30 protein-coding genes are annotated in these 26,298 nt (G+C 71.7%); 6 read left to right on the top strand and 24 right to left on the bottom strand.

Annotated elements, in window-relative coordinates; translation table 11 throughout:
• Positions 1 to 85: 85 nt before the first annotated feature.
• A complete protein-coding gene (locus ABTZ91_RS25580) occupies positions 86 to 844 on the bottom strand; it encodes an alpha/beta fold hydrolase (protein ID WP_352079575.1) in 759 nt (252 codons plus the stop codon).
• 359 nt (positions 845 to 1,203) lie between these two features.
• Between ABTZ91_RS25580 and ABTZ91_RS25575 the strand changes: the two genes are divergently transcribed.
• Positions 1,204 to 1,650 carry a hypothetical protein gene (locus ABTZ91_RS25575; protein ID WP_352079602.1) on the top strand — a complete coding sequence of 149 codons (447 nt, stop codon included), beginning with the start codon at positions 1,204 to 1,206 and terminating at the stop codon, positions 1,648 to 1,650.
• A gap of 228 nt (positions 1,651 to 1,878) precedes the next feature.
• Here the strand turns inward: ABTZ91_RS25575 and ABTZ91_RS25570 are convergent, their stop codons facing one another.
• From ABTZ91_RS25570 to rpmG, 10 genes are all read right to left on the bottom strand, one after another.
• Positions 1,879 to 2,382, bottom strand: coding sequence for a DUF6099 family protein (locus ABTZ91_RS25570; RefSeq protein ID WP_352079574.1), 504 nt, complete (start codon positions 2,380 to 2,382; stop codon positions 1,879 to 1,881).
• A 126-nt stretch (positions 2,383 to 2,508) separates the two neighbouring features.
• Positions 2,509 to 2,892, bottom strand: coding sequence for a nucleotide pyrophosphohydrolase (locus ABTZ91_RS25565; RefSeq protein WP_352079573.1), 384 nt, complete (start codon positions 2,890 to 2,892; stop codon positions 2,509 to 2,511).
• Entirely contained in the window at positions 2,879 to 4,216 is a 1,338-nt protein-coding gene (locus tag ABTZ91_RS25560; RefSeq protein WP_407078024.1) for an ATP-binding protein, read from the bottom strand. The genes ABTZ91_RS25565 and ABTZ91_RS25560 overlap by 14 nt, the downstream gene beginning before the upstream one ends.
• Before the next feature lie 220 nt (positions 4,217 to 4,436).
• Entirely contained in the window at positions 4,437 to 4,859 is a 423-nt protein-coding gene (locus ABTZ91_RS25555; protein WP_352079572.1) for a cell division protein SepF, read from the bottom strand.
• Positions 4,860 to 5,217: 358 nt separating this feature from the next.
• Positions 5,218 to 5,658 carry a DUF6086 family protein gene (locus tag ABTZ91_RS25550; protein WP_352079571.1) on the bottom strand — a complete coding sequence of 147 codons (441 nt, stop codon included), beginning with the start codon at positions 5,656 to 5,658 and terminating at the stop codon, positions 5,218 to 5,220.
• A gap of 271 nt (positions 5,659 to 5,929) precedes the next feature.
• Positions 5,930 to 7,768 (bottom strand): rhamnogalacturonan lyase, encoded by a 1,839-nt coding sequence (locus ABTZ91_RS25545; RefSeq protein WP_407078025.1) that lies wholly within the window; start codon positions 7,766 to 7,768, stop codon positions 5,930 to 5,932.
• A gap of 481 nt (positions 7,769 to 8,249) precedes the next feature.
• Complete coding sequence (gene rpsR, locus ABTZ91_RS25540; RefSeq protein ID WP_150233278.1) at positions 8,250 to 8,486, bottom strand: 30S ribosomal protein S18; 237 nt, start codon at positions 8,484 to 8,486, stop codon at positions 8,250 to 8,252.
• Positions 8,487 to 8,560: 74 nt separating this feature from the next.
• The gene (locus ABTZ91_RS25535; RefSeq protein ID WP_352079570.1) at positions 8,561 to 9,712 is read right to left on the bottom strand and encodes a GTP-binding protein; all 1,152 of its coding nucleotides are present in this window, start codon (positions 9,710 to 9,712) and stop codon (positions 8,561 to 8,563) included.
• Complete coding sequence (locus ABTZ91_RS25530; protein WP_030493470.1) at positions 9,712 to 9,957, bottom strand: type B 50S ribosomal protein L31; 246 nt, start codon at positions 9,955 to 9,957, stop codon at positions 9,712 to 9,714. Before ABTZ91_RS25530 ends, ABTZ91_RS25535 begins: the two co-directional genes overlap by 1 nt.
• A 42-nt stretch (positions 9,958 to 9,999) precedes the next feature.
• Positions 10,000 to 10,164 (bottom strand): 50S ribosomal protein L33, encoded by a 165-nt coding sequence (rpmG, locus tag ABTZ91_RS25525; protein WP_352079569.1) that lies wholly within the window; start codon positions 10,162 to 10,164, stop codon positions 10,000 to 10,002.
• Between the two features lie 67 nt (positions 10,165 to 10,231).
• Here rpmG and rpmB point away from each other — a divergent pair, with 67 nt between their 5' ends.
• From rpmB to rpmF, 4 genes are all read left to right on the top strand, one after another.
• The gene (gene rpmB / locus ABTZ91_RS25520; protein WP_352079568.1) at positions 10,232 to 10,468 is read left to right on the top strand and encodes a 50S ribosomal protein L28; all 237 of its coding nucleotides are present in this window, start codon (positions 10,232 to 10,234) and stop codon (positions 10,466 to 10,468) included.
• Complete coding sequence (gene rpsN / locus ABTZ91_RS25515) at positions 10,468 to 10,773, top strand: 30S ribosomal protein S14 (protein WP_352079567.1); 306 nt, start codon at positions 10,468 to 10,470, stop codon at positions 10,771 to 10,773. Before rpmB ends, rpsN begins: the two co-directional genes overlap by 1 nt.
• 187 nt (positions 10,774 to 10,960) lie before the next feature.
• A complete protein-coding gene (locus tag ABTZ91_RS25510) occupies positions 10,961 to 12,187 on the top strand; it encodes a GTP-binding protein (protein ID WP_352079566.1) in 1,227 nt (408 codons plus the stop codon).
• A 60-nt stretch (positions 12,188 to 12,247) separates the two neighbouring features.
• Entirely contained in the window at positions 12,248 to 12,418 is a 171-nt protein-coding gene (rpmF, locus tag ABTZ91_RS25505; protein ID WP_352079565.1) for a 50S ribosomal protein L32, read from the top strand.
• A 766-nt stretch (positions 12,419 to 13,184) separates the two neighbouring features.
• Here the strand turns inward: rpmF and ABTZ91_RS25500 are convergent.
• The 13 genes from ABTZ91_RS25500 to ABTZ91_RS25440 all read right to left on the bottom strand — a co-directional run bounded on the left by ABTZ91_RS25500 (position 13,185) and on the right by ABTZ91_RS25440 (position 25,371).
• Positions 13,185 to 13,907: a cation transporter gene (locus ABTZ91_RS25500; RefSeq protein ID WP_352079564.1), complete on the bottom strand. Its 723-nt coding sequence runs from the start codon at positions 13,905 to 13,907 to the stop codon at positions 13,185 to 13,187.
• Between the two features lie 2 nt (positions 13,908 to 13,909).
• Positions 13,910 to 14,245 carry a metalloregulator ArsR/SmtB family transcription factor gene (locus tag ABTZ91_RS25495; protein ID WP_352079563.1) on the bottom strand — a complete coding sequence of 112 codons (336 nt, stop codon included), beginning with the start codon at positions 14,243 to 14,245 and terminating at the stop codon, positions 13,910 to 13,912.
• Between the two features lie 186 nt (positions 14,246 to 14,431).
• Positions 14,432 to 15,436 (bottom strand): hypothetical protein, encoded by a 1,005-nt coding sequence (locus ABTZ91_RS25490; protein ID WP_352079562.1) that lies wholly within the window; start codon positions 15,434 to 15,436, stop codon positions 14,432 to 14,434.
• 52 nt (positions 15,437 to 15,488) lie between these two features.
• The gene (locus ABTZ91_RS25485; protein ID WP_352079601.1) at positions 15,489 to 15,719 is read right to left on the bottom strand and encodes a hypothetical protein; all 231 of its coding nucleotides are present in this window, start codon (positions 15,717 to 15,719) and stop codon (positions 15,489 to 15,491) included.
• Positions 15,720 to 15,862: 143 nt separating this feature from the next.
• Positions 15,863 to 16,312 (bottom strand): CBS domain-containing protein, encoded by a 450-nt coding sequence (locus ABTZ91_RS25480; RefSeq protein ID WP_352079561.1) that lies wholly within the window; start codon positions 16,310 to 16,312, stop codon positions 15,863 to 15,865.
• Positions 16,299 to 17,546 (bottom strand): cation:proton antiporter, encoded by a 1,248-nt coding sequence (locus ABTZ91_RS25475; RefSeq protein ID WP_352079560.1) that lies wholly within the window; start codon positions 17,544 to 17,546, stop codon positions 16,299 to 16,301. The genes ABTZ91_RS25480 and ABTZ91_RS25475 overlap by 14 nt, the downstream gene beginning before the upstream one ends.
• A 305-nt stretch (positions 17,547 to 17,851) precedes the next feature.
• Entirely contained in the window at positions 17,852 to 19,159 is a 1,308-nt protein-coding gene (gene nhaA / locus ABTZ91_RS25470; RefSeq protein ID WP_352079559.1) for a Na+/H+ antiporter NhaA, read from the bottom strand.
• A 243-nt stretch (positions 19,160 to 19,402) separates the two neighbouring features.
• The gene (locus tag ABTZ91_RS25465; RefSeq protein ID WP_352079558.1) at positions 19,403 to 20,953 is read right to left on the bottom strand and encodes an alanine/glycine:cation symporter family protein; all 1,551 of its coding nucleotides are present in this window, start codon (positions 20,951 to 20,953) and stop codon (positions 19,403 to 19,405) included.
• A 396-nt stretch (positions 20,954 to 21,349) separates the two neighbouring features.
• Positions 21,350 to 21,580, bottom strand: a complete 231-nt coding sequence (locus tag ABTZ91_RS25460; RefSeq protein WP_352079557.1) for a hypothetical protein — start codon at positions 21,578 to 21,580, stop codon at positions 21,350 to 21,352.
• Between the two features lie 169 nt (positions 21,581 to 21,749).
• On the bottom strand, positions 21,750 to 22,802 hold the full coding sequence (locus ABTZ91_RS25455) for a PucR family transcriptional regulator (protein WP_407078023.1): 1,053 nt from the start codon (positions 22,800 to 22,802) through the stop codon (positions 21,750 to 21,752).
• Between the two features lie 118 nt (positions 22,803 to 22,920).
• Positions 22,921 to 23,220, bottom strand: a complete 300-nt coding sequence (locus ABTZ91_RS25450) for a hypothetical protein (RefSeq protein WP_352079555.1) — start codon at positions 23,218 to 23,220, stop codon at positions 22,921 to 22,923.
• A gap of 74 nt (positions 23,221 to 23,294) precedes the next feature.
• Positions 23,295 to 24,017 (bottom strand): TrkA family potassium uptake protein, encoded by a 723-nt coding sequence (locus tag ABTZ91_RS25445; protein ID WP_352079554.1) that lies wholly within the window; start codon positions 24,015 to 24,017, stop codon positions 23,295 to 23,297.
• Positions 24,010 to 25,371: a potassium transporter TrkG gene (locus ABTZ91_RS25440; protein ID WP_352079553.1), complete on the bottom strand. Its 1,362-nt coding sequence runs from the start codon at positions 25,369 to 25,371 to the stop codon at positions 24,010 to 24,012. Before ABTZ91_RS25440 ends, ABTZ91_RS25445 begins: the two co-directional genes overlap by 8 nt.
• Before the next feature lie 404 nt (positions 25,372 to 25,775).
• On the opposite strand from ABTZ91_RS25440, the gene ABTZ91_RS25435 reads away from it, so the two are divergent.
• The gene (locus ABTZ91_RS25435; protein ID WP_352079552.1) at positions 25,776 to 26,282 is read left to right on the top strand and encodes a hypothetical protein; all 507 of its coding nucleotides are present in this window, start codon (positions 25,776 to 25,778) and stop codon (positions 26,280 to 26,282) included.
• The last annotated feature ends 16 nt before the right edge of the window (positions 26,283 to 26,298 follow it).

Raw genomic sequence — 26,298 nt, 5'->3', positions numbered from 1 at the left:
ACCGAACAGCCGTTCCAGAAATATTTCCGACACTCGCCCTGGCCCTGAAGGGTTGACCCGCAGCCCTGCTCGCCCGGCGGACCTGCTAGCGCGGCAGCCGGGCGAGCCTACCGGTGATCAGAGCGGCAAGCTCCTCGCCGCGGTCCGCCAGATAGAAGTGCCCGCCACCGGGGACGACGGTGCAGCCGAACTGCCCTGTGGTGTGCGCCCGCCAGGCCCGTGCCTCCTCCTCGCTGACCCGCGGGTCCCGGTCACCCACGATCACCTCGATCGGCACTCGTACGACGGCATCCGGCTCCGGGCGGTACGTCTCGATCGCCCGGTAGTCGGCCCGCAGCGGCGGCAGCACGAGCTCCCGCATCTCGGGGTCGGCGAGCAGCTCCGACGAGACTCCGCTCAGCCGCTCCGTCTCGGCGATCAGCGCGTCGTCGTCGAGCAGATGGAACGCCTCCGCACGGTGCGTGGACGGCGCGCGGCGCCCGGAGGCGAACAGCACCGAAGGCTCACTCAGCCGCGCCGCCTCGAAAGCGACGACGGCACCCATGCTGTGCCCGAAGTACGCCGGGCGGCGCTCCGTCCACGGCGCGATCGCCGCGACGACCGCGGCCGCGATCTCCCGCACGTCCTCCATCGGAGCCTCGCCCCTGCGGTCCTGCCGTCCCGGGTACTGAACGGCCAGCACCTCGACCCCCGCGGGATCCAACAACCGTGACAGCCCGTGGAAGTAGCCGGCCGACCCACCCGCGTGCGGAAAACAGACCAGCGGAATCCGCTCCGAGTCCCCCGCCGCGGACGGATGGAACCGCCTGATCCACACGTCACTGTCGACCATGAGCCCCGTCATCCCTGCACTCCTCGCTTCGGCTTCCCACGTGAACGAGCCATCCTGACCCACCCTCCTTAAGCCCCGATTACGCCTCCCGGGGGGGCTCCCCCCTCCCCCTCCCTCCCCACCCCCCGGCCCGCCTTCTGCTCCCGTATGCGCGTCAACCGTTTCGTCAGCGGATGATCTCCACCGGCACGGCCGGGTGAATATCCACACCCCTGGCGGGCGGCGTCCCCATGGGCCAGTGACCAGGGGCGGGCGGGCGTCGTTGGCTCGGGCGGAGCCGGACCGCCCGGCCCGCGCGCCGGCGGCCGTTGCCGGTGCGCCTCTCTGGTGGCCCTTCCCGCGCCGAAGGGCCCCGGGCCGAGGAGGCCGCCATGTCCCAGGAAGCCGCACCGGAGCGGGTCGTTCCCGAGCAGCCCGTCACTCAGGTGCCGCCCCCGCAGCCGTCGGTCCAGTCCGTACAGCCCGTACCGCCCCTCCCGTCCGCACAGTCCGTACAGCCCGTACCGCCCCTCCCGTCCGCACAGTCCGTGCAGTCCGTGCAGTCCGTGCAGTCCGTGCAGTCCGTGCAGTCCGTGCAGTCCGTGCAGTCCGTGCAGTCAGAGGTGTCGGCGGAGTCCGCACAGCCGGCCCGGTCCGAGCCGTCGGTGCCTGAGCAGGGCGGTGCTCCGAAAGGCCTGCTGCAGCAGATGGAGGAGCTGATGGCGGCCCTGACCGCCGACCTGTCCCAGCTCGACGCCGACCTCCAGTCGTCGGCGGACCGCCAGTCGCCCGCCTCCGCCCGCACGAGCCCCGACCACCCGGACGTCACCCCCGCCTGACGCCCGCGTCTGAGCCTCCGAGCCCCCGAGCCCTGGCGCCGCTCCCGCCGCCCGCGCACCGGCACCCTCCTCCGCACGGCTCGGACCGCCTCCGTCCGCCTCGGTCCGCCTCCTCCGGCTCCATCCGCCCCGGTCCGACTCCGTCCGCCTCCTCCCGTCTCCGCCCGCCTCGGTCCGGCTCGGTCCGGCCCGGTCCGACGCGCTCGCCCCCCCGCCCGGCCGTGGTGCTCAGCGCAGACCTGGGGTCGGACCCGCCCGGTTGCGGGTGGGGTCGGGCGGTCGGCCGCGCTCTCGCTCACGTACGGCCAGGCGGCGGAGCATGGTGCGCACGCGGTCGCCCGCCTCGTCGGCGGCGTCGATCGCCTCGATGCACTGCCAGTAGAGCCCGTCCTCGTCGGTGGCGCACGCCACCCCGACCAGGGCGATGCCCACCTCGCCGAGAAGCGCGCCGAGCGCCGTGAGCGCCGCGCGCGCGTCGCCCACGGCGGTGAGCTGCGTGGCCCGTAACCCACCGGTGCGCAGGACGGAGTGGTCGACCGTGACCCGCCCGCCGCCTATCTCGCTCAGCCCGCGTGCCTCGCCCCGCAGCTCCGGCGGGCCGCCGAGCGCGAGGTGACTTCCTATGGCCTGGGCGAGGACCTGGGCCTGCCAGGCCTCCGCCACGATGTCCAGCGCCGTGTGGCTCTCGGCCAGCGCATGCCGACCGGCCGCGATGAGTCGCTCCGCTTCCATCAACGCCGCCCCCGTTCCCCAGACTTACCGCTCATTCATTCCATTACCCAGCGTGAGGCCGCCTGGACCCAAACACCAGGGGAATTCGGGAAACTGTGGACAGGAAGCTCGATGTGGATAACTCGATCACTCCGAAGAGTGACGATCGGCGTCGTCGTCACCCTGCGCGGCCGCCTCGGACCGGCGTCCGCGCACGGGAAAACGGAGTTCGTTGCGGTCGATCTTCGCCGCGAGCGCCGCGAGCGGGTCGATCCCCAACACCCCGCAGAACTGGAGGAGGTAGGCGAGGACGTCGGCGACCTCGTCCGTGACCCGGTGCGCCTGCTCCGGGTCCGCCATCACCCGCCCGGCCTCCTCGGGAGTCAACCACTGGAAGATTTCGAGGAGTTCGGCGGCCTCGACGCTCAGCGCCGCGGCCAGGTTCTTCGGCGTGTGGTAGGGCTGCCACTCGCGGGCCGCGGCGAAGTCCGCGAGGCGGCGCTGCAGGCCCGGCACGTCAAGTTCTGTCACGCCCCAGGTCTACCACCGTCACCTGGGACTCGTTCGGCCCCTTGCTCTCGTTCACCCCACGCACCCCGCGCGGCCCACCCACCCCGCTCGGCCCCGTCACCCCGCTCGCCTCGTTCGACCCGTTCACCTCGTTCGACGCCTTCGGCACGTTCGCCTCCTTCGACACGATGGGCACGCTCGGCGCGTCGACGACGGCTCCTTCTCCGACCGTCGCGACGAGCCGGAGGTGGCCCTTCGCGCAGATCTCCTCCGCCAGGGAGAGCAGGGCGCGTAGCTGCCGGCCGTCGAGGCCGCGGTCGAGGCCGTCGGCGAGGACGGTGAGCGTCTGCATGGCCTGCGGCACCTCGGCGACGGGGTCCACCGCGAGCACGCCGGGACCGGTGAGCAGGACGAGGCCGAGGGCGAGATAGCGCAGTTCGCCGTCGCCGAGACGGCCCAGCGGCGTCGCCGCGCGGGCGGCGCGCTCCAGCACGGCCTGGACGGTGTCGCCCTCCGCCGACTCCCGTAGGCCGAGGCCCGTGACCGGCCCCGCACAGCCCGCACCGGCGAACGCGGCCAGGCGGACGTGGCGCCGGGGGCATGCGGTGGCGGTGCGGTGCAGGACCTCCGCGAGATTGCGGCAGTCCCTTCGCAGTCGGCCCTCGCCCACCGGCACCGGTGCCCGCATGCTCCGCGGTTGCGGGTCGCACGGGAAGACCGAGCGCAGCCCGACGATCACCTGTTCCGCCGCGGCCAGCACGTCCCGCTGCCCCTGGGTCTTGCCGGCGACGCGCAGCGGGAGCAGGGCGGTGGCGAGGAGGTCGTCCGGCAGCGGGGCCCTGGTGACGGGGGTGCTGCCCGCTGTGTGCCATTCGGCCTGAACGGTGCCGCGGCCGGGGTCCCGCAGGGCGGTGGCGAGGAGGACACGGCCCTGGGCGGTGAGGCGTTCGCCGACGATCCTCAGGGAGGGTTCGGCCTGGACGGCGATGTCGAGGTGGACCGGCCCCACCGGTCCGTCGACCGTGCAGCCGATCCGGAAACCCCGCCTCCCCTGGGTGTCGGGCCTCGCGGACTCGGGCACCCGGTCCGCCGCGTCCGGCAGTGCCTCGGCGAGCCCCGCACCGGCGCCGAGCGTCGCCAGCACCTCGTACGCGCGCAGGGCGGTGGACTTGCCGCTTCCGCTCGGGCCCCGGAGCAGCGTCACGGGCCCGAGCGGAAGGACGGTCCCGCGATGGGCGCCGAAGGCGGAGAGCCGTAACTCCGTGACGGCTGGCCGGGTCCTCTCGCCCCTGCTCCGCTCTGCCGAGGCGAGAGGAGACGTGAGGGGGGAGGCGAGAGGGGGCACAAGAGCGGAGGCCGGAAGGGGGGCGGGAACGGACGGGGACTGAGGCGCGGGTACGCGTGGACGTCCCTGAGCGGGGACTACCCCGGGCGCCGCCGGACCGTGCGTACGGTCGCGGGCGGCTGGAGCGGGGTCGCGTTCGGGGGCGGTGCCGCCGGTGATGGTCATGATCGGACCGTACGCAGCCGGGCGAACGACGAACCGTTACGGCTGAAGGACCTTCCTACGAACGAGGGATCGCGCCCTCGTCGATGTCCTCCGCGCTCCCGTCCTCCGCGCCCTCCACCTCGGTGCCGGCCGGCGCCAGCAGGAAGACGTTGCGGTCGACGCGGTGCATGCCGCTGCCGAGCCCGAAGACGACACCGCTGCTGAAGTCGAGGATGCGCTTGGCGACCTCGGTGTCGGCGCTCGTGAGGTCGAGCAGCACGGGGACCTGGGCGATGAGGTACTCGGCGACCTCGCGGGCGTCGGCGAAGACCTGGACCCGCAGCACGACCATACGGCGCTGCTGGGCGGCCTGGTACTGCTCGGGAATCGTGCGGTGGTCGACCCTGGACGGCCATTCGTCCCGGCCGCGCAGGGGCACGACCTGTGCCAGACCCTCCCACTGCTCGTCGGTGACGTCGTACCTCTCGTACCTACTCATGCGCCCATCCTCCCGTTCCTCACCCGTTCGGCCCAACACCGACACGAACCGACTCGCCGCGGCCCACCCGGGACCGGACCGTCAGGGCCGGCTCGCCCCGGCCCGGACCGTCAGGACCGGCTCGCCCCGGCCCGGACCGTCAGGACCGGCTCGCCCCGGCCCGGACCGTCAGGACCGGCTCGCCCCGGCCGGGACCGGTCGCGACCGACCGGCCCCGGTCCGACCGGACCACCACCGCCCCGGACCACCCCCGCCCCGGACCGGACCACCCCGCTCCGACCGCTCTGGCACCGACCGCTATGGCCCCGACCGCTATGGCCCCGCGCACTGTGGACCGAAACGCTCGAACCGCCGCGGTTCAGCAGGGCATGCGCCGGCCCAACTCCTGGGCTCTTGCCCGCAGGGCCGCCGCCCAGGCCGCGCCTTCGGGCGGCTCGGACATCCCGGTGACGGCGGACACCTGCACATCCTCCAGGGGACCGTCCGTTTCGGCGCTGAGCCGCGCCCAGTCGATCGTGATTCCGGCGCGCTGGGCCAGGACCAGCGTGATCGCCGTGAAGTCCGCAGAGAGCGCGAGGATGATGGCGTGACCGGTCCGCCGGTGTCGTGCCAGCAAGGCGTGGACGAATTCCCCGAAGACGACGGGGTCGATCTGGCACTCGTCCATCTCCATCGGCCCGATACCGGACGGCAGCCGCAGTTCCGCCTCGTGCAGGGCCACATGGCGCTGGAACATGTGCGAAGCGCCGTTGGACGGGTTCCACAAGGTCTCGTCACCCAGGTCGAAGTACTGGCTCATCATCCCGTCCCCGCGTCGTCGTCCACTCGCGCCCGATGTCGTTCGATCGATCGTCGCAGGTCCGGTCCGGTGCCTTGGTCAGGGGGAGCCTATGCGGGGCCTGGGTCGGTGGTGCAGGTGTCGGTTCCGGGGCCGCCGATCATCGTGTCGTCGCCGGAGCTACATCTCGGTGGTGCCCGCGACGACGATCGTGCCATCGCTCGGGATGGCCACGGCGTTCGCCGAGTGGCCGCCGCCGGGCGGCACCCCTCCCCCTCCCCTCGCTCGTGATTCAGGGGGTGTAGACGGTGGGGCGCGGAGCGGGGCGCATGCCGGAACCGATGAAGAAGGAGGGGTGCGGGGGCTGGTTGTAGGCGGTGTTCTGCCAGGCGAGGGCGGTGCGGTACTGGGTGTCGTGCAGCAGGGTGGTGATCCTGGTGTCGGTCCGGTGGGGCGTCGCGTAGATGCGCAGGGCGCGGTTGTCGCCGGTCCGCCAGACGACCTCCTCGCGCCAGTCGCCGAGGATGTCGCCGGAGAGCGCGGGGGTGGCCTTGGTGGAGTTGTTGGAGGAGACGCCGGAGCCGGTGAGGAGACGGGTGTCGCCGGAGGTGCCGTACTTGTCGATGCGGGTGCCGTCGAGGAGTTCGCGGACGGGGTCGCCGTCCCACCAGGACAGGAAGTTGATGCTGGAGGGCTCGCGGCCGAGGGGGGCGCCGGTGGCGGAGCGCAGGGTGGTGTCGGAGGCCGACCACGCCTCGGCGCCGGGGCTGCCGGCGTGGATGTCGGCGGCGACGCCCCGACCGTTGTCGGCGCCGGAGGCGGTCTGCCACAGGGTCTGACCGGTGCGCGCGTCGGCCGTCCAGGAGCCGGGCTTGGTCTTGTCCTCGGAGACCTTGAAGTACTCGAGGCCCGGCCGGGCGGGGTCGAGGTCGCCGACGTGGCCGGCGTCGCCGTGGCCGAGCCGGGTCGTCCAGAGGCCGGCGCCGTTGTCGTCGACGGTCATCGCGCCGTAGACGATCTCGTCCTTGCCGTCGGCGTCGATGTCCGCGATCGACAGGCTGTGGTTGCCCTGGCCGTCGTAGCCCTTGCCGGTGTTGGTGGAGGAGTTGGTGTCGAAGGTCCAGCGGCGGGTGAACCGGCCGTTCCGCCAGTCCCACGCGGCGACGACGGTACGGGTGTAGTAGCCGCGGGCCATGATCAGGGAGGGGCGGGCGCCGTCGAGGTAGGCGGTGCCGGCGAGGAAGCGGTCGACGCGGTTGCCGTAGGAGTCGCCCCAGGAGGAGACGGTGCCGCGGGCGGGTACGTAGTCCACCGAGCCCATGGCCTTGCCGGTCTGCCCGTGGAACATGGTCAGGTACTCGGGGCCGGTCAGGACGTAGCCGCTGGAGTTGCGGTGGTCGGCGGAGGAGTCGCCGATCACGGCTCCGGTGCCGTCCCGGGTGCCGTCCGCGGTCTTGATGGCGACCTCGGCGCGGCCGTCGCCGTCGTAGTCGTACACCTGGAACTGCGTGTAGTGCGCGCCGGAACGGATGTTGCGGCCCAGGTCGATCCGCCACAGCCGGGTCCCGTCGAGCCGGATGCCGTCGAGAATCGTGTTTCCGGTGTATCCGGACTGCGAGTTGTCCTTGGCGTTGGTCGGCTGCCACTTCAGGACCAGGTCGAGCCTGCCGTCACCGTCGAGGTCACCGGTACTGGCGTCGTTGGCCTCGTAGGTGTACGCCACTCCGTCCGGGGTCGTCCCTCCCGCGGGTGGCGACAGGGGGACGTCCAGATACCCGGAGCGGAACGGGAGCGCGGGCTCGGACGCGCCCTGCTCGACGCCGTTCACGACCGCTCGCACCGTGTAGTCGGCGGAGGCGGGTGCGCCGGCGTCGAAGTGGTTGGTGGAGGCGGTGAGCGGCGCGGAGTTGAGCCTGACGGAGCCCCGGTAGACGTTGAACGCCACACCGTCCGGATCCGTTGCCAGCCACCGCCACGACACCAGGTTCCCGGCCCCGGTGTACGTACTGATGAGGCCGCGGTCGAGCCGTTCCACCTGCCGCGCGGTGGCGGCCTGTGCGTCCGTCTGCGGAATCCCGGCCAGCGCGGACCCGGCGAGCGCGGCGGCGACGACCCCGCGCGCCAGCGTCAGTCTCCTCCTGGGCCGGCTCTCTGCTCGGAACGGGGCGGGGGTCGTACGGCGGCTCCGGTGCGCGTCGGTCTCGGTCACGGTGACCTCCGGGGGGTGGGGGGTGCGTGAGCGCGGTTGCCCGCGGGGCACGGGGACAAGGGGGCGCTGGTGGGAGCGCTCCCATTTCCTGCCGTGAGCGTAGGAAGCCACTGACGGGAGGTCAAGGACTCTGTCGCAGTTTGTTGTTCGGCGATGTTTGAGTCCGTGACTTTTCCCTCCTGAAGAGAACCGACATCGGCGAGCGATCGGCGCGCGCCCTGCCTCTGCCGGGGCTCGCCGACCGGCGGGTCGCGCCGCCCGGGACACCTGCACCTCGACGACGACCGAACGGTCGGCGAGGACCAGGGCCGCGCGAAACCCATACCGACTCTGTCAGGTCGTGGGTCTGTCACCGCGCCGTCCTGCGCGACGGTCTGCCCCGACGGACCGCCCGGCCGGCCCCTCACCGACTTGAGTACGGCAGCAGGGCCATCTCCCGGGCGTTCTTGATGGCGGTGGCGAGGGCGCGCTGCTGCTGGGCGGTCACGCGGGTGACGCGGCGGCTGCGGATCTTGCCGCGGTCGGAGATGAACTTCCGCAGCAGGTCGGTGTCCTTGTAGTCGATGTAGGTGATGCCCGCCGCGTCGAGCGGGTTGGGGCGGGACTTGACGGGCTTGCGGGGGTCCTGGCGTCGGGCCATGGCGGGGTCTCCTTGCGGAAAGGTTTCCGTCACGGTCGGTCGGGCCGGGCCGTGAACGGTCGTACGGGTGGGTGTCAGGCGGCGTCGAGGAGGGAGTCGAAGGCGGCGGGCAGGTGCTTCCACGCCTCACGCCCCGACGCGTACTCCGCGTCCGTCAGGAGGCAGGAGTCCAGGAGCCGTTCGAGGCCGTCGCGGTCGAGGCCGGGTGAGGTGAAGACGAGGTGCTGGCAGCGGTCGCCGTGCTCGGGATGCCAGTCCAGGGCGGCCGCCGCCCGGCGCATGGGCGGGACCATCTCCCACGCCGCGTCCGGCAGCGACGCCAGCCAGGGGCCCGCGTTCTCCACGCAGAGCGCCCCGCCGGCCGCGTCCCAGGCCAGCAGGGTGTCGGGCCGGTCGGCGAGCCAGAACCGGCCACGGCTGCGGGCCGCCGCACAGCACAGGTCCTCCAAGGCCTCGTAGAGCCGTTCCGGATGGAACGGGCGGTGGCGGCGCCATACGAAGGTGGTGACTCCGGCCTCGTCCGCGTCCTGGGGCAGCAGCGCGCACGCCGGGTGCTGGGCGGCGGCCGCCGCCTCGACGTCGAAGCCGGCGAGGGCGATACGGGCGAGCTCACCGGAGGCGGCGGGTACGCGCCGCGCGGTGGGGTGCAGCTGCGCGAGCAGGGCGCGGTCCTCGTCGTCGGCCTCGTCGTTGTCGACGACGGCGAGGACGGGCGCGTACTCGAACTGGCGGGCCCAGGTGTCGCCGACGGTCCGCTGGTCGGTGGCGGCCGCCGCGAGGCCGGCTTCCGCCAGGTCGTCGCCGTTGGCGAGGCAGGGCAGGACGAGAGCGGGGTCCACGGCGGTGATCACGTTCGTCAGGGTCAGGCGGTCGTGGCCGTGGGCGGCGATGACCTCGGCCATGGCCTTCGGTTCGACCGAGTCCCACAGCTCGACCACGGCGAGGCGGGTCAGGCCGCTGTCGGCCATCCGGTCCAGTTCCGGGACGAGGTCCTCGCGCAGGGCGCAGCACGCGCAGTCGTTGACCAGCGGTGTCTCGCCGCGGGAGAGGACGCCGTCGGCGTCGCGGATCAGCCGCAGGACGCTGCCCTCGGACGCCGCCGCGAGGTCGTGATGCAGGGCCACGCTGCCGGGGACGGACTTCAGGAGGCGGTCGACGACCTCCGTCCGGGCCTCGGCGTGCAGGCCGGCGACGATGACGACGGGGAGCCTCTGCGTGCGGTCCATCAGCGGGCTCCGTAGCGGCGCTGGAACTTCTCGACCCGGCCGGCCGTGTCGAGCACGCGTGCCGTGCCCGTGTAGAAGGGGTGGCTCGCGGAGGAGATCTCCACGTCCACGACCGGGTAGGTGTTGCCGTCCTCCCACTCGATCGTCTTGTCGCTCGTCATCGTGGAGCGGGTGAGGAACGCGGTACCGGAGGCGGAGTCCCGGAAGACGACGGGCTCGTAGGCGGGGTGGATGCCGGGCTTCATGGCGGGGCCTTTCAGGAGGGGGACGGCGTGAGGGGGCGTGGATCAGCGTTCTTCGCGGAAGTCGACATGGCGCCGGGCGACGGGGTCGTACGTGCGCAGCACCATCCGGTCGGGGTCGTTCCGGCGGTTCTTGCGCGTGACACAGGTGAACCCGGTGCCCGCCGTGGAGCGGAGCTTGATGACCGGGCGGATCTCATTGCGTGCCATGGCGGTACTATATGGGAACGATTTCCATTACCAACAAGCCCTCGCGGTGAGAAAGGCGGCTGCACTCATGTCGGCCCACTGCCAACTGACCGGCGCCCAGCCCGGCTTCGGCAACACCATCTCCCACTCCCACCGGCGCACCTCGCGCCGCTTCGACCCCAACATCCAGCGCAAGCGCTACTGGCTGCCCAGCGAGGGGCGCCACGTCCGCCTCACCCTGAGCGCCAGGGCGATCAAGACCGTGGACATGATCGGCATCGAGGCGGCCGTGGCCCGCATCCGCGCACGGGGAGGAAAGGTCTGATGGCGAAGAAGAGCAAGATCGCGCAGAACGAGAAGCGCAAGCGGACCGTCGAGCGGTACGCCGCCCGGCGGGCGGAACTCAAGGAGATCATCCGCCGCCCCTCCTCCACCACGGCCGAACGCGAGGCCGCCCAGGCGGAGCTGCGCCGACAGCCGCGCAACGCCAGCGCCACCCGCGTACGCAACCGCGACAGCGTGGACGGCCGGCCCCGCGGCTACCTGCGCAGGTTCGGCCTCTCACGCGTACGGACACGCCAGCAGGCCCACGCCGGCTTCCTCCCCGGCGTGACCAAGTCCTCCTGGTAAATACCGGAAACCAGCCCCCTCCACCGGCCGGGCACCCCCGTCCACGGGGCCCGGCCCCTCTCGGACAGGGCCACCGACAGCATTCATGGTCGCTCCCGCGCGCGTGCGGCACTCTGCGGGCGCGCGCGGGGGACCACGGCAAGCCGCACGCGGACGTTCCGCCTCCCCCTCCCGAGGCATCTTCGACATGAGACCTGAGCCAAAGCGCCGTACGCCGAGCGGCGAGGCGACTCCGAAGGGCGTACTGAGCGTCCTCGTCGGCAACACCCCCGAGGCACGCGGCGAACTCACCCGTCGGCTGGCCCGCCGTCACCCGGAAGCGGTCACGCTCTCGGTGTCCGTCCAGGCCGCCACGAGCGGCCCGTATCCGGTGGTCCAGCGACTCCTAGCCGCACGCTCCGCCCCCGCCGACGGGACGGCGCCCGTCTCGTCGGGAGGCACGGGCGATCCGACGGTGATCCTGCGCCAGGACCTGATCGTACTGCGGCGGGCCAGGAAGGACGTACGCGTCCTCCTCACCCTTCCCCAGGAGATCGACCTCCTACCCTTCCTCCTGCGCCTGTGGCGCAGGAGGATCGGGGCCGACAGCCTGGACGATCACTACGACTGCGCTCCCGTGCTCGCGGCCGTCGCGCCCTCCGCCTTCCTCAACGACATCGCCGACACGCGCGAGGCATCCCGCCTGTGGACGGGTGACGGCTGGAGTGAGCCGCTCACCACCGCCGAGGTCGCGGCCCGGCAGATCGAGGCCGCCGACACGCTCCTCGTGGCCGCCCCGGCCGGCCCCCACGCGCGAGAGAGCGCAGCCACGCTCCTCCACCATCTCAACCCCCGCGCCCGGGTGACGACGCCGCACGACCTCTCCGCGGACGGCGGGGCACCGACGGGACGGCGCTCACCCGCCGACGCACGCGCGACATGGGAGGCGTCGCTGGAGGCGGTCGCCCTCCTGCCCCCACCCCCGGACGCCCGCTCCGGCGTATCGAGTCTCGTCTGGCGCGCCCGGCGGCCCCTCCACCCGGGACGGCTCGCCGACGCCCTCGGGGACGTCATGTTCGGTGTCCTGCGGAGCCGGGGGCACCTCTGGCTCGCCAACAGGCCCGACGCCGTCATCCACTGGCGGTCGGCCGGCGCCCACCTCGACGTCCGCGAGGTCGACCGGTGGCTGGACGAGTCGGACACCCACGCCTGGGAAGCCGCCTCCGCGCAACGCCGCACCCTCGCCGACTGGCTGTGGGACGACTACTACGGCGAGCGGCGCAACGAGATCAGGTTCACCGGACCGGGCCTCGACATCGAGCGCATCACCGGCGCGCTGGACGGCGCGCTGGTGACGGATGCCGAGCTGTCGCAGGGCCGGTCGGCCTGGAGCGGGTGGCACGACCCTCTCTTCCCGCACACCCGGTCGGATTGATAATGGTATCCATTTCCAGGTAGCTTCTTCCGCGTCACCACCCGACCGAGGAGTCTCACGATGGCCGTCCCCAAGCGGAAGATGTCCCGCAGCAACACCCGCCACCGCCGTGCCCAATGGAGGGCGGCCACCACGCAGCTCGTCCCCCTGACCGTGGACGGCTCGGCGTACCTCGTACCGCAGCGCCTGGTGAAGGCGTACGAGCGCGGCCTGATCCAGCCGGAGGGCTGAGCGCTCACGACGCCGTGCGGACCCGTCCCGCCGAGGGCGGGTTCCCCGCCAACGGAGACGTACCGCTTCAACGGCTACGAGCACGAGCGGACGGCCTGGGACGGCGGCCCCGCACCCTCCGGGCCGGACGGTGGTCGCAGCCACGGCACCGTCCGGCCCGGCCCCTTTTCGGCAGGCCCGCGGAAGAGCCGGGCGAGATCCCAACTCCCCTCCGGCACGGGCCAGGACGGCGGCAAGAGTGACGACGCACGGTCCCTTCCTGGGCGCTGTCCAGGAGACGCCGCTCATTCCGCTATACGGGCGGGCGGTGGAGCACCGCACGTCGGATTCCGCGCCGCGCGACGCGCGTGCCGCGGAGATCGCGGCGGCGCTGCCGTGCGGCTTCGGGCGCTCAAGGGTCTGCCGAGCCTCGTGGGCACGGTCTTGCGGACGGTCCTGTTCGACCGGTGGGCGCGGGACTTCCTCACCGCTGATCGCCGCGTCCGCGACCGACAGCGTGTGGACGGACAGGGTGGCGGCCGGTGCCGACGGCCCGTACTTCTTCGGCGCCCGACGGGCCGGGCGCTGCGCTTCTCCTGGCCTTGGACTGCCCCGTACGCGGCGACGGCCAGGCGCAGGCCCTGTCGCGACCAGGCGAGGTCGGCGACCGTGGACGCGACGGTCTCGGCGGCCCGCGACTCCTGCCCTTCCGGTCGAGTACGAGGGCGCGCCGGCCGGAGGCGGATCGCGCCCCTTCCGTCGTCCGGCCTGTCACACCGGCGAGCGGTCAGTCACAGCAGGCGCGGTCCAGACCGCAGTCGCACGTGCCCACCCGAGTGCCGTCGGGGACGCCCACCGCGGCGGTCGGGGCCGCGCAGCACCCCTTGCCCCGCCAGGCGTCACAGCCCTCCTTGACCGCGATCGCGGCGATCAGGAGCGCGGCCACAGGATCGGCCCAGGACCAGCCGAGAGTGGCGTTGAGAACCAGGCCGGCCAGGAGGACGGCGGACAGGTAGGTGCACAGCAGGGTCTGCCTGGAGTCGGCGACCGCGGAGGCGGAGCCCAGTTCGCGGCCCGCGCGTCGCTGGGCAGCGGACAGGAACGGCATCACCGCGAGGGAAAGGGCAGCGAGGGCGATGCCGGGGACGGAACGTTCGGCCTCGCCGCTGCCGGTCAGCGAGCGAGCGGCGTCGACGGTCACGTACGCGGCGAGCGCGAAGAAGGAGACAGCGATGATCCGCAGGGCGCGCTGTTCACGGGCCTCGCGCACGGCGTGGTCGCGGGCGGAGAACTGCCAGGCGATCGCGGCGGCGGAGGAGACCTCGATGACCGAGTCGAGACCGAAGCCGACCAGGGCGGTGGAGGAAGCAAGAGTGCCGGCAGTCAGGGCGACGATCGCCTCGATGACGTTGTGGGCGATGGTCACGGCCACCAGAAGCCGTATCCGACGGGTGAGCACGTCACGCCGGGCCGGGGAGGAACCGAGGGACATGGACGCCTCGCCGGACATGATCAGCAGCACCCCTTGTCGTCGGCGTCGGTGCACGTACGGTCGGTCTCGACCGCGACCACCGCGGTTCGCAGGTCGTCGAGCGCGTGGCCGAGGCGTTCGTCGGCCAGCTCGTAGCGGGTGCGGCGGCCGTCGGGCGCGGTGACGACCAGGCCGCAGTCCCGCAGGCATGCCAGGTGGTTGGACAACCGGGTCCGGGAGACGTCCAGCGCCTCGGCGAGGTCGGCCGGATAGGCGGGGGCGACGCGCAGGGCGAGCAGGATGCGGCAGCGGATCGGATCGGCGAGAGCGCGGCCGAAGCGGGCCAGCACCTCGATGTCGGAGGCGACAGTCAACACACCGTCACGGTACACAACTTGCTGAATTCAGGGAACCCTGAATCGTCCTCGCCGGCCTTGCCGCGCCATCACCCATTACTGCCGAAGGGGCCTCCTGCACCGCGTCCTCGTCGTCCACGGCGACCCGAGCATCCGGGAGGCAAGGACCGCTGCGTGTTCCCGAGCGGCCGCCACCCGCGCCCCCCGTCAGCTGGTGGAGCAGCCGTGACGCGCTGCGGAGGCTGCGGCGAAGGAGGTGAGGACGTCGTCCAGCGCCTTGCGCTTCGGGCCGTCGAGCGGCGCGGGCTTGCCGTCGTCCCCCTTGGGCGGTGTGACTTTGAAGTACGCGGTGCCGAGTGCGCCCGGGCAGGCGCGGGAGCGGGTGACGATGCCGACGACGCTGCCGGGGTAGCGGGTGTCGAGGTACGTCTCCTGCCGGGCGGAGGGTCCGTAGTAGGCGTTGACGCGTACGTGGCCGCCTTGACGCAGCTTCACGTCGCACTCCTCGGTCAGCGCGCGGCCTGCCCGGTACTCGGCGACGGCGACGGCTCCCAGGACGTCGGCGTCGCTCCGGCTGACCACTCCACGACAGGTTTCGCGTGCCTCGGCGACCGGCCGTTTCGCCGCCCCGGCCGTGTCGACCCTGTCAGGGCGCTGCCCCAGGTTCCCTTCGCAGTGGAAGCGACCGGCGGCACGGCGAGCGGTCTCGGTGGCCAGGCGGGCGACGCCGAGGACCTGGTCGGGGGTGAGCTCGTCGGCGTCCTTCGTGGCCTCGGTGAGCACGAGCAGTCCCTTGCCGGCGACCGGTGCGCAGTCCACGAGCACGGCGGCCTGGGGGCGGCCGCGGATGACGAACGAGCCGTTCCAGCCGTAGCCGAGGGGAGCGGCACCGGCTTCCTCGGCCGCCCCGCTGGTCCGGTGGGCGGCTGCGGGACGTATCTGGAGCCGGAGGGTGGCGCCGTGCTGGTCCTTCCGTGCCCACACGGAGCAGTATTCGACGTCGTGGCCGACCCACTCCGCCGTATGCCCGCGGGACTCCAGTTCCGCGCCGTCGAAGAAGTCGCTCGCCTCGTCGGCGGCCAGCGAGCCGCGGCAGCTTCCCCGCATGGGGTCTTCAGGACCGCCCCGAAGCGCGAGGCTCCAGACCGCGGCGCCCGTGGCGAGCAGGAGGGCCGCCGTCGCGGCTGCCTTGGTCCGTCGGTTCCACTTCACGTCGTCCTCATTCCTGGTGCTCCGTCGTCGGACGGACCGCGATGGCGCGGGTTCACGGCGTGCTTGAGGGGTAGGGCCAGGGGTCCTCTGCGGGTGGCGGACTCCAGGTAGGGGAAGGGGGCGGCGCGAAGGGGCTGGCTCGGTTCTCCATGAGGAGGATCATGACGATGGCGAGCGCGCTGCTGGCGATGATCAGGAAGAGGCCGACGGGGTTGTTCGGGTTGTAGACGTAGCGGTTGGTGCCCCACCGGCTCTTCTTGAAGACCGGTTCGTCGTCGTTCATCGGATCGGGCTCCTTGTCGTGAGGGGGGCGTGCGTGGCGCCCCCGTTCGCGGTCGGATTTCCGGCACGGGCACCGGTGGACGAGGACCATGGCGCTGCCCCCGGGAACGGTCGTTGAGGTCTGACGGACAGCCGGCCGGCCGATCAGAGGTAGTGGTGGAGCAGGCCGGCCGCGTCGACCGTGCCGTACACGTGCGCGTGGTCGTCGTCGTACTCGACGACCAGGACCACGGAGCTGCCGGTGCGCTCCATGAGTGCGGCCATGTGGACGGGTGAGGCCTCGGGACTCACGACCGCGAGCGCGTGCGGGCGCTGGGGCAGGAGATCGGCGAGCCGAAGGGACGCGGCGCGGGCCCGCACGGCGTCGTCGAGCGATTCGCCCGCGGCGGCGGCGAGGAGCGGGTCCTCCACCACGGCCTCGGGCAGGACGGCGGCCAGGACCCGCGCGGCGGGTACCACCGCCAAGGGATGCCCGTCCTCGCTCACCACGACGACCGCCGGGGCCCGTTCGCGGAAGAGGAGGGCAGCCGCCTCCCGCAGGGTGGCCTCCGGCCGTAGCGGTGTGCAGGGCCATGCGAGGTCACGTGCGGGCATGCGGGAGAACCTCGGTCTTCGTCTCGGAGACAGGGCGTGCCTCGGGTGTCGCGCCGGTGCCGATGAGGTCGTCGACGTGGAAGAGGCGGGCGATGGGCACGTCGGTGCTGCTGTGCGCGATGATCGAGAAGGCGATGCAGACGGCGATCAGCGTGTACGCCTGCTGGCCCTGCGGGATGCCGGCCTGGAGGACGAGCAGGCCGTAGACGACCGAGGCGAAGCCCTTCGGGCCGAACCAGGCCGCGACGAGCTTCTCCCGACGGTCGATCCGCGTCCCCCACAGGGAGATCAACAGCGACGCCGGGCGGATGAGCACGATCGCCAGCACCACCGCCACGTACCCCCCGGCGGACAGGTCGCCGAACAACCGCGGGGTCAGCAGCGCACCGAAGACGAGCAGGGCGGCGAACTTGGCCAGTTCGGCCAGCGACTCCCCCAGCGGCTCGAACGCCTTCTGCGACTCCGGCGACACCGCGGCCAGGACGGCGCCCGCGGAGAACGCCGCCAAGTAGGGGTTGGCGTGCGTCAGATGACAGGCCGCGTACAGGATGACGCCGCTGGCCAGCGGCAGCAGGGGCTGGAGCTTGGGCTCCGCGCCGAGCAGCCGGAACCGTACGAGCCCGTTGACGAGCAGCGGGAGGAGGACTCCGAAGGCCAGGCCGAGGCCGAGCTCCAGGGCGATGCTTCCGTACGACGCCTCGGCTCCGGCCGCCGTCGGGCCGGCGGCGGCGATGAGGATGAGGACGACCGGGAGGGCGAGGCCGTCGTTGATGCCGCTCTCGACGTTCAGCAGCTCGCGCAGCCGCGCCGGGACCTCCTTGCGGCCCACGATCGCGGAGGCGAACACCGGGTCGGTCGGTGCCAGGACCGCACCCACCAGGAAGGACGTCGTCCAGTCGAGGCCGACCAGGTAGTGGGTGATCAGCGCCATGCCCACACACGCGAGCGGCATGCCCAGGCCGAGTGCCCGTGCCGGATTGCGCCAGTTGGCGCGCAGCTTGGCGAAGGAGACGTGCATGCCGTCCGTGAACAGCACCGCGAACAGCGCCAGGTCCGCGGTGACCGACACGATCTCGCTCTCCGGCGAGATGTGGATCAGCCCGAGGAAACCGTCGCTGACCAGTGCCCCGCCGAGCAGGAAGAGCAGCGAGGTGGACAGGACGGTGCGGGCGGCGAGCCCGGACAGAAGGACCGCGACAAGCAGCGCGGCCCCGAAGACGGCGACGAGCACCATGACGGAAGCCCCCGATCGGCAGAAGAAGACACCTGTCTCTTGTTCGCCGACCAGACTTCCCGGCACACCGCAACGGACCTTACACGTTTCTTATGTGACGTTGACAGGTCCTTGACGTGCAGCCGAGCGCTCTCCTGGTTGCCGACATCCGGCAACCAGGCCTCGCGCGTGGTCCCGTCGTCACTGAGCGAGCGGATCGCGCGGCGCGCCTTCTCCGGGCCAGGCGCGCCGGGAGTCCTGGTCGGAGACGACGTCCGACCGGACCGGGCCCGTCCCGGCCTGGACGGGACGCGGTCCCGGGGCCGTCACCCGTCGATGCGGTCCCCTGCCCGGGATCCGGCCCGGTAGATGTCGGGGATGCCGTCGGCGTCCTCGTCGCGTTCCTCCTCTTCCCACAGCCGCTTGTAGACGCGGTTGCGGCGGCGCAGGAGGAGGGCGGCGAGGGCGGCGGCGGTGAGGGAGCCGATGAGGACGGCGGCCTTGACGTGTTCGGCCTGGGCCGGGTCCGGGAAGGCGAGTTCGCCGATGAGGAGGGCGACGGTGAAGCCGATACCGGCGAGGGTGGCAAGGCCCAAAACGTCGGCCCAGGCGAGGTCGGGGTTGAGCTCGGCGCGGGTGAAGCGGGCGGCGAGGTAGGTGCCGAGGAAGATGCCGAGGATCTTGCCGACGACCAGGCCGATCAGGACGGCGAGGGGTTCGGGATCGGTGAAGACGTGGCCGAGGGCCTCGCCGGAGACGCTGACGCCCGCGGCGAAGAGGGCGAAGAGGGGAACGGCGACGCCTGCGGAGAAGGGGTGGACGAGGTGGGCGACGCGCCCGCCCGGCGAGGCTTCCTCTCCCTTGTCGCGGGTGGTGCGCAGGATGAGGCCCATGGCGACGCCGGCGACGGTGGCGTGGACGCCGGAGTTGTACATCAGCCCCCAGATCGCGAGGCCGAGCGGCACGTACCACCACCAGCCGCGTACGCGCAGGCGCTGGAGGACGTAGAAGAGGACGAGGCCGGCGAAGGACCCGCCCAGGGCCCAGAAGTCGAGGTCGCTGGTGAAGAAGACCGCGATGATGAGGATCGCCCCGAGGTCGTCGACGACGGCGAGGGTGAGCAGGAACGCCCGGAGCGCGGAGGGCAGATGGGTGCTGATGACCGCGAGGACGGCGAGGGCGAAGGCGATGTCGGTGGCCATGGGCACCGCCCAGCCTTCGAGGCTTCCGCCGCCCGCCGAGGCGGTGAGCAGGTAGAGGGCGGCGGGGACGGCCATGCCGCACAGGGCCGCGACGACGGGAAGGGCGGCGGTGGCGGGGGTGCGCAGCTCGCCGACGACCAGTTCGCGCTTCAGCTCGATGCCGGCGACGAGGAAGAAGACGGCCAGCAGGCCGTCGGCGGTCCAGTGCCCGACCGAGAGGTCCAGGCCGAGGGCCGGTATGCCGAAGTGGAAGTCGCGTATCGACTCGTAGGCGCCGCTCCACGGGCTGTTGGCCCACCCGAGCGCGACGATCGCGGCGGCGAGGAGGACCAGACCGCCGACGGTCTCGGTGCGCAGGGCCTCGGCGATCGCCTGGCGCTCGGGCCAGGGCAGGAGTCCGAAGGCGGTCTTGCGGGGGCGTGCCTGGGTCATGGGAAGAAAGCCTCCGGGGCGTGTCGGCGGATGGGCACACGGGCCCCTCGGACGCCGACCAGACTTCCCGGCACACCAGCATCGTCACGTTGATGCGTTCTTTACACCCTATCGGGTGGTCGGGAGTCTCACCAGGGCGTCTCTCACCTGCGGGAACAGCATGGAACAGGGGGAAGGACCCTGTCCGCACCAAGGCGCGAGGTGGGGACAGGGTCCTTCGGGAGCCGGGCCGCCGGGGGGCGGTCAGACGGTGGTCTTCACCGGCTCCTGGTCGGTGTCGCCCTCGGCGTCTTCGTCCGTGTCGAGGCCGGCGTCGCGGCGCTTCACGAAGGCGAGGAAGGAGTTCAGCTCCCGCTTGACCACGGGGGCGAGCAGGTAGAGGCCGATGATGTTGATGACGGCGAGCAGGAACAGCACCGCGTCGGCCATGTCGATCAGCGTCTGCAGGGTGAGCAGGGAGCCCGCGACCGCGAAGAGCGTGTAGAAGATCTTGAAGGTCAGCTCGCTGGCGCGGCTGCGGCCGAACAGATGGGCCCACGCCTTCATGCAGTAGTAGCCCCAGGTCAGCACCGTGGAGATCGCGAACAGCATGACCGCCAGGGTCAGGATGTACGGGAACCAGGGCAGGACCGTCGCGAAGGCGTCGGAGGTGATGGTGACGCCACCGATGGACTCGCCGCCGTTGCGGAGCTCGACGTAGCTGGCCGGGTTGGCGATGACGATGGTCAGCGCGGTCATGGTGCAGATGACGACGGTGTCGATGAACGGCTCCAGGAGGGCGACCAGGCCCTCGCTGGCGGGGTGCTTGGTCTTCACCGCGGAGTGGGCGATCGGGGCGGAGCCGAGACCGGCCTCGTTGGAGAACGCGGCCCGCTTGAAGCCGATGATCAGCGCGCCCAGGACACCGCCGGCGACACCCTGCGGGTTGAAGGCGCCCTCGATGATCGAGGAGATCGCGGCCGGGACGGCGGTGACGTTGACGAGGATGACCACGAGGCAGGCGGCGATGTAGATGCCGGCCATCGCGGGCACGAGCTTGCTGGTGACGGAGGCGATCGAGCGGATGCCGCCGAGGAGCACGATGCCGACGAGGGCGGCGATCAGGATGCCGAAGAACAGGGCACCGGCGGAGCTGCCCATCAGGCCGCCCTCGCCGCCGGTGACGGAGACGAGCTGGGCGTAGGACTGGTTGACCTGGAAGAGGTTGCCGCCGAAGAGGCCGAAGAACAGGACGAAGAAGGAGGCGAGGACCGCGAGGACCTTGCCGAGGGTCTTGCCGTTCTTGCCGAAGCGGTCGGCGAGACCCTTGGGCAGGTAGTGCATGGGGCCGCCGGAGACGGTGCCGTCGGCGTGCACCTCGCGGTACTTCACACCGAGGGTGACCTCGACGAACTTCGTCGCCATGCCGAGCAGGCCGCACAGGATCATCCAGAACGTGGCGCCGGGGCCACCGATGGAGACGGCGACGGCCACACCCGCGATGTTGCCGAGGCCGACCGTGCCGGACACGGCGGCCGTCAGGGCCTGGAAGTGGTTGACCTCACCGGCCGACCCCTTCTCGTCGTACTTACCGCGGACCACGTCGACCGCCAGGCGGAACTTCCGCAGCTGTACGAAGCCGAACCAGCCGGTGAAGACCACGCCGGCGACGACCAGCCAGGCGACGATGAGGGGGAGCTGGGTGCCGCCGACGGGGATGGCGAAGAAGACGACCTCGCCCAGCCAGGTGGCTATGGGCTCGAAGAATCCGCTGACTGCCTTGTCCACGGACTGGGTGATGGAGTCGAGTGACACGGTGGGACCTCAATGGCGCAGGGGCCGGCGCGCGGGAGGGCTGCGCCGGTGCGAGGGGTGCGGGCTTTGAGCGAACGCCGTTGTCCGTTCGGCGACCGGGGGCGCACCGTCCGCGGACTCGGACAGTGATCACCGGGGTCGAGCAGGCCGGAGGTGCACCGGCCCTCCACGAGACGGCGAGGGGTGGTGCCACCTGCGGAGTTGCGCATTCCTACCACGAGACCCGACGGACAGCACGTGATGCGGATCACATTACGGACGGTGATCTTCCAAAAGTCCAGCACCCGTGACACGACCGTTATCCGGACAGGTGCGTCCGTTCGTCGTGCACTTATCTCCGCAGGTCAGGAGCCTGCGGAAAAATGGTCCTGTCACCCTGGGGGCGATGTCCTGCCCTCAGTCCTCACGCCGCTCCCGGAAGAACCTCAGGTCACGGTTGACGAACAGGTGGACGTAGCCGCACGACAGACAGATCAGACCGGTCGCCGACTCGTTGGCCCATGCCAGGTTGAAGAGCTCCATCCCCGTGCTGTTCAGCTTCACCTCCCGCACGCGGAACGTGTCGTTGTCACACATCAGGCACAGGATCGGGCGCTCCCCGATCGCGACGTGCAAGGGCTTGGCCATGCGCTGTTCTCCCTTCCTTGCTCAGTCCTCGCTCAGGTCGCCGCGCGGCGTCCGGCAGGCCGCGTGAGGTGGCGGCGCCGGCCGGTCACCCGGGCAAGGGCGGTCTTCACGGCGGCGAGCCGGTCCGCCGACGGCACGAGGGCGGCGGCCGCCCGGCCGGGCGGCCCGCTCAGAGGGCCTTTACCGGCCAGCCGAGGAGGCGGGCGCCGATGACGGCGGTCTGGAGGGTGTAGCGGCTCGCCGGGTCTGCGGGGTCGACGCCGGTGAGGCGGTGGATACGGTCGAGGCGGTACGTGACGGCCCGCACGGACAGGTTGAGGTGGCGGGCGGCCTGGGTGGTGACGCAACCGGTGTCGAAGTACGCGGTCAGCGTGTCCAGGAGCGGTTCCGCGCCGCCGCGGGCCGACGTCAAGGGGCCGAGGACGCTGTGGACCAGGTCCTCCATGGCCTGCCGGTCCCGGGTGAGCACCGGGTAGACGAGGAGGTCGGCGGCGTACAGGACGGGCGCGTCGAGGTCGAGACGGTCGGCGAGGTCGAGGGAACCGAGCGCTTCCTCGTAGGAGTGGACGACACCGCGCGGTCCGGGCTGGGGCCGGCCGATCGCCACCTGGCCGCCGCCCGTGGCGGCGAACGCCTGCTTGGCGAAGTACGTGAGGACGTCGGCCTGGTCCCCCGGGGCGACGCACACGATCCGGCCGCCCTTGGTCGTGAGCAGGATGTGCCGGTCGCCGAACCTTCCGATCAGGGCCCGCTCCACCTGCTGCGGGACGAGGTCGGCCTCGCTGTAGGACTGCGGGCCGCGGGCGACGGCGACCGCGTGCGCCTGCGAGAGCCTGAGGCCGAAGCGTTCGGCCCGCTCGGCTATGCGCCCCAGGTCGCTGCGGCCGTACAGCAGGTCGTCGATGAACTCCCGGCGCTCGGCCTCCTCCTGGCGTACCGCCAGGCGCTGGGCGCGCTCGAACCCGCCGGCGAAGGCGTCGACGGACTGCTCGACGGCGGCGAGCAGGTCGAGCGTGGTCCGCCGGGACATCGGCTGCTCGGGCCAGGCGGCCCGGACCGCCGCCAGGTGATGGCCGATCGATTCACGCAGGGCGAGGCCGTCCCGCGCGGCCCGCTCCCCCTCTTCCCGGCGCCGCTCCACCTCTTCCCGGTTCAGCCGCCGCCCGCTCGCCGCGACCTCCGTGAGCAGCCCCTCGTACCCCTCCACGTACCCGTCCCTCATGTCCCCGTCCCTCATCTCCCCGCCCTCCATCTCCCCGCCCCTCAACTCCCCGACTTCCGTCGTCACTTCCGGTCCCGCCGGGAACGACCGGCGAGGAATGTCCCACCGCCCCCCGTGCTCACGACACACCTTCGGTCCGTCCCGCGGCGGCTGCCCGCCGGGCGCGCCGCCGGTCCAGCTCGAACGTCCCGAGCAGCGCGGTGGCCACGGTCAGCGGGAACGCCACTGCTTCGGCGACGGCGGTGATCCCCCAGGCGCGGCTGATGCTCGCCGCCAGGGCCAGGCACAGCAGCAGCGTGGGCAGGATGCGGCGCCACAGGGGCAGCTCGGTCATCCACCACACGCGCACGCACAACACGATGTCGAAGAGCAGAAAGGCGAGCGCGAACAGGGCGATCAGGAACAGGGAAAGGGGCACGGCCGGTCCTTCGGGGCAGGCGGAAGAGAAGTGCCGACCAGACTTCCCGGCTCACCGGCGCACGATCCTACTGGTCAGGGCAGTTCGGTGAAGGCCTCGACCGCTCGGGTCTTGCCGGTGACGACGATGATGTCGCCCTTCTCGACGACCGTCTCGGCGGTCGCGTAGGTGAAGTCCTCGCCGGGGCGCTTGATGCCGACGACGGTCACGCCGTAGCGGCTGCGCACCTGTGACTGGCCGAGCGGCCTGCCGGTCGCCACATTCGGGGTGACGGTCTTGACCAGCGCGTAGTCGTCGTCGAACTCGATGAAGTCGAGCATCCGCCCGGTGACCAGATGGGCCACCCGCTCGCCCATCTCGTGCTCGGGAAGCACGACGTGGTGGACACCGAGCCGCTCCAGGATCTGCCCGTGCTGGCGGCTGATCGCCTTCGCCCAGATGTTGGGGACGCCGGCTTCGAGGAGGTTGGAGCTGATGAGGATGCTCGCCTCGATATCGCTGCCGATGCCGACCACGGCGCTGGTGAACTCGTTCACGCCGAGCTGCTTCAACACCTCGGGGTCGGTGGCGTCGGCGACAGCGGCGTGGGTGAGCTGGTCGCTGTACTTCTGCACGAGGCGGGCGTCACCGTCGATGCCGAGGACGTCCCAGCCCCGGCGCATGAGCTCGTTGGCGAGGGAGCTGCCGAAGCGGCCGAGACCGATGACGGCGACCCGCTGGTCCTGCTGCGTCCGGTGCTCTTCGGCAGTCCGGCGCAGCCGACGCCGCTTGCGCAGATTGTGCAGATGGCTAGCCAATGACGGGTCGCTCCTCGGGCAGTTCGTAGCGGCGTGTGCGCTCGCGCAGGGCGAGCGCGGAGACCAGGGTGATGGGACCGATGCGGCCGATGAACATCAGGGCGACGAGCACGAGCCGGCCGCTGTCCGGAAGGTCGGCGGTGATGCCCGTGGACAGCCCCACGGTCGCGAAGGCGGAGACGACCTCGAAGAGCACCGCCTCGAACGACGCCTTGCTCACCGAGAGCAGCGTCAGGGTGGCAGTCGCCACCAGCCCGACTCCCAGCAGGGCCACGGTCAGCGCCTGACGCAGCACGTGCGGGGCGAGACGGCGCCCGAGGACGGCCGAGGTCGGTTCGCCGCGGACCTCGGCGAGGATCGCGGCGGCGAGGACGGCGAAGGTGGTGACCTTGATGCCGCCCGCCGTGCCGGCGCTGCCACCGCCGATGAACATCAGCATGCAGGTCATCAGCAGGGTCGATGCCTCAAGGGCGCCGATGTCGAGCGAGTTGAAGCCGGCCGTGCGGCTCATCGCCGAATGGAAGAAGCTGTTGAGGAGCTTGCCCCAGACGTCATGGGCGCCGAGCGTGGCGGGGTTGGTCCACTCCAGCAGCGCCGTGAGCACGGTTCCGACGGCGAGGAGCGCAAGGGTGGTGATGACGGTGAGCTTGGTGTGCAGGGTCCAGTTCTTCCGGCCGGTGGCGCGGGCGAGGTTGCGGTGGCGCAGCATCTCCAGCAGGACGGGGAACCCGATGCCGCCGAGGATGACGGCGGCGGCGATGGGCAGGGTGACCCAGGCGTCCTGGGAGTAGCGGGTGAGACTGTCGGCGTGCAGCCCGAAGCCCGCGTTGTTGAACGCGGAGACGGCGTGGAAGAACCCGAGGTAGACGGACTCGCCGATCCCGTTTCCGTAGCCGAACCGGAAGCGCAGGGCCAGGCATGCTCCGACCGCGAGCTCGACCATCAGGGTCGTACCGGCGACTCCGAGCAGCACTCTGCGTACGTCCCCGATGCCGAGGCTCTTCGTCTCGGCCTGCACGGTGAGCTGCATGCGAAGTCGCAGTCGGCCCGACACGAGGAGGGCCAGGAGGGAGGCCATGGCCATGATGCCGAAACCGCCGACCTGGATCAGCGCCAGGATCACTCCCTCGCCGAAGCCGCTCCAGTACGTACCGGTGTCCACGACGGCCAGTCCGGTGACGCAGACGGCGGAGGTCGACGTGAACAGTGCCGTCAGCGGATCGGTGGCACCACCGTCCTCGGTGGCGGCCGGCAGCATCAGCAGCCCGGTCCCGATCAGGACGGCGGTCGCGAAGGCGAGGACGACGGTCCGGGCAGGGTGAGCGGAGAAGAACGAGCGAGCCCGTCGGCGCACGGCGGTCACCACTGACAGGCCCCTTCGTCGAGTGCGTGTACGGGCGGTTTCGGTCACGCGTAGGCGATACGTCAAGAACGGCCGTCACCCTACCCGGGGGCCTGCCGCACGCCCAGCAGGCTCCCTTCGATGCGGCCGTGCCGTCCTGGATCTTCCGCGACCGGGCCGCGCAGGACCGTATGTCCCTTGCGCATCCTTCCGCGGGTTCGGCACCTCGTCCCCGAGGAAGCGCCCGCGCGCGTGGCCGCTCTCGTCGCCGCATTCGACCGCCTCCCGGCCGCCCGCACGACCACGGCATTAAGAGAGCGTAAAGACTGCCGAAGTCCGGCAGTGAACGCACGTGCGGTCCCCTGCCACGATGGCCCGGACGGCAGAAGAAGCCCAGCAGCCGAAGGAGCGGGGACATGGTCTGGTTTCTCGGTCTCGGCATCGGGGGTCTGGTGCTGCTGGTCCTGTCCCTGGTCTTCGACGGGGTGTTGGAGGGGGTCCTCGACGGGTTCGGCGGGGGGCTGGACGGGGTTCTGTCGTTGCCGGTGATCGCCGGGTTCGTGTCGGCCCTCGGTTTCACGGGGGCGATCGTGCTCGGCACCACCGGTACGGGGGCGGGGGTCGCCACCGGTGCGGGCGTGGTCACGGGGGTCGGCGCGGCCTGGCTGACGTGGAGATTCAGCCGGGCGTTGACGCGCGACGGTTCCGCGCCCGCACCGCGGGGCGAGGACCTGACGGGGACGTCGGGTGCGGTGGTGACGGCGATCCCGGCCGGCGGTTACGGCGAGGTGCTGCTGCACCTCGCGGGGCAGCCGGTGAAGTACGCGGCGAAGGCCGACGCGCCGGTCGCACGCGGCACCGAGGTGTGGGTCGAGTCCGTGCTCTCGCCGACGTCGGTGACCGTTCGCCCCGTCGAACGCTGACCCTCGTCGGCTGCTG

The sequence above is a fragment of the Streptomyces sp. NPDC126499 genome (assembly GCF_040302485.1).
In the GTDB taxonomy this organism is placed as follows: domain Bacteria; phylum Actinomycetota; class Actinomycetes; order Streptomycetales; family Streptomycetaceae; genus Streptomyces.
The sequence above is the reverse complement of the archived record's forward strand: the minus strand, read 5'-3'. Positions and strand labels throughout refer to the sequence as shown.

What these genes read in the sequence shown, in the direction of transcription:
- ABTZ91_RS25555 (WP_352079572.1), bottom strand. Translation starts at nt 4,859, where the DNA reads ATGAGTAGGTACGAGAGGTACGACGTCACCGACGAGCAGTGGGAGGGT.
- ABTZ91_RS25510 (WP_352079566.1), top strand. Translation starts at nt 10,961, where the DNA reads ATGAGACCTGAGCCAAAGCGCCGTACGCCGAGCGGCGAGGCGACTCCG.
- rpmB (WP_352079568.1), top strand. Translation starts at nt 10,232, where the DNA reads ATGTCGGCCCACTGCCAACTGACCGGCGCCCAGCCCGGCTTCGGCAAC.
- ABTZ91_RS25570 (WP_352079574.1), bottom strand. Translation starts at nt 2,382, where the DNA reads ATGGAAGCGGAGCGACTCATCGCGGCCGGTCGGCATGCGCTGGCCGAG.
- ABTZ91_RS25460 (WP_352079557.1), bottom strand. Translation starts at nt 21,580, where the DNA reads ATGGCCAAGCCCTTGCACGTCGCGATCGGGGAGCGCCCGATCCTGTGC.
- ABTZ91_RS25500 (WP_352079564.1), bottom strand. Translation starts at nt 13,907, where the DNA reads ATGTCCGGCGAGGCGTCCATGTCCCTCGGTTCCTCCCCGGCCCGGCGT.
- rpmG (WP_352079569.1), bottom strand. Translation starts at nt 10,164, where the DNA reads ATGGCACGCAATGAGATCCGCCCGGTCATCAAGCTCCGCTCCACGGCG.
- ABTZ91_RS25455 (WP_407078023.1), bottom strand. Translation starts at nt 22,802, where the DNA reads ATGAGGGACGGGTACGTGGAGGGGTACGAGGGGCTGCTCACGGAGGTC.
- ABTZ91_RS25580 (WP_352079575.1), bottom strand. Translation starts at nt 844, where the DNA reads ATGACGGGGCTCATGGTCGACAGTGACGTGTGGATCAGGCGGTTCCAT.
- ABTZ91_RS25535 (WP_352079570.1), bottom strand. Translation starts at nt 9,712, where the DNA reads ATGGACCGCACGCAGAGGCTCCCCGTCGTCATCGTCGCCGGCCTGCAC.
- ABTZ91_RS25550 (WP_352079571.1), bottom strand. Translation starts at nt 5,658, where the DNA reads ATGAGCCAGTACTTCGACCTGGGTGACGAGACCTTGTGGAACCCGTCC.
- ABTZ91_RS25480 (WP_352079561.1), bottom strand. Translation starts at nt 16,312, where the DNA reads ATGCCCGCACGTGACCTCGCATGGCCCTGCACACCGCTACGGCCGGAG.
- ABTZ91_RS25575 (WP_352079602.1), top strand. Translation starts at nt 1,204, where the DNA reads ATGTCCCAGGAAGCCGCACCGGAGCGGGTCGTTCCCGAGCAGCCCGTC.
- nhaA (WP_352079559.1), bottom strand. Translation starts at nt 19,159, where the DNA reads ATGACCCAGGCACGCCCCCGCAAGACCGCCTTCGGACTCCTGCCCTGG.
- rpsN (WP_352079567.1), top strand. Translation starts at nt 10,468, where the DNA reads ATGGCGAAGAAGAGCAAGATCGCGCAGAACGAGAAGCGCAAGCGGACC.
- ABTZ91_RS25530 (WP_030493470.1), bottom strand. Translation starts at nt 9,957, where the DNA reads ATGAAGCCCGGCATCCACCCCGCCTACGAGCCCGTCGTCTTCCGGGAC.
- ABTZ91_RS25435 (WP_352079552.1), top strand. Translation starts at nt 25,776, where the DNA reads ATGGTCTGGTTTCTCGGTCTCGGCATCGGGGGTCTGGTGCTGCTGGTC.
- rpsR (WP_150233278.1), bottom strand. Translation starts at nt 8,486, where the DNA reads ATGGCCCGACGCCAGGACCCCCGCAAGCCCGTCAAGTCCCGCCCCAAC.
- ABTZ91_RS25485 (WP_352079601.1), bottom strand. Translation starts at nt 15,719, where the DNA reads ATGAACGACGACGAACCGGTCTTCAAGAAGAGCCGGTGGGGCACCAAC.
- ABTZ91_RS25475 (WP_352079560.1), bottom strand. Translation starts at nt 17,546, where the DNA reads ATGGTGCTCGTCGCCGTCTTCGGGGCCGCGCTGCTTGTCGCGGTCCTT.
- rpmF (WP_352079565.1), top strand. Translation starts at nt 12,248, where the DNA reads ATGGCCGTCCCCAAGCGGAAGATGTCCCGCAGCAACACCCGCCACCGC.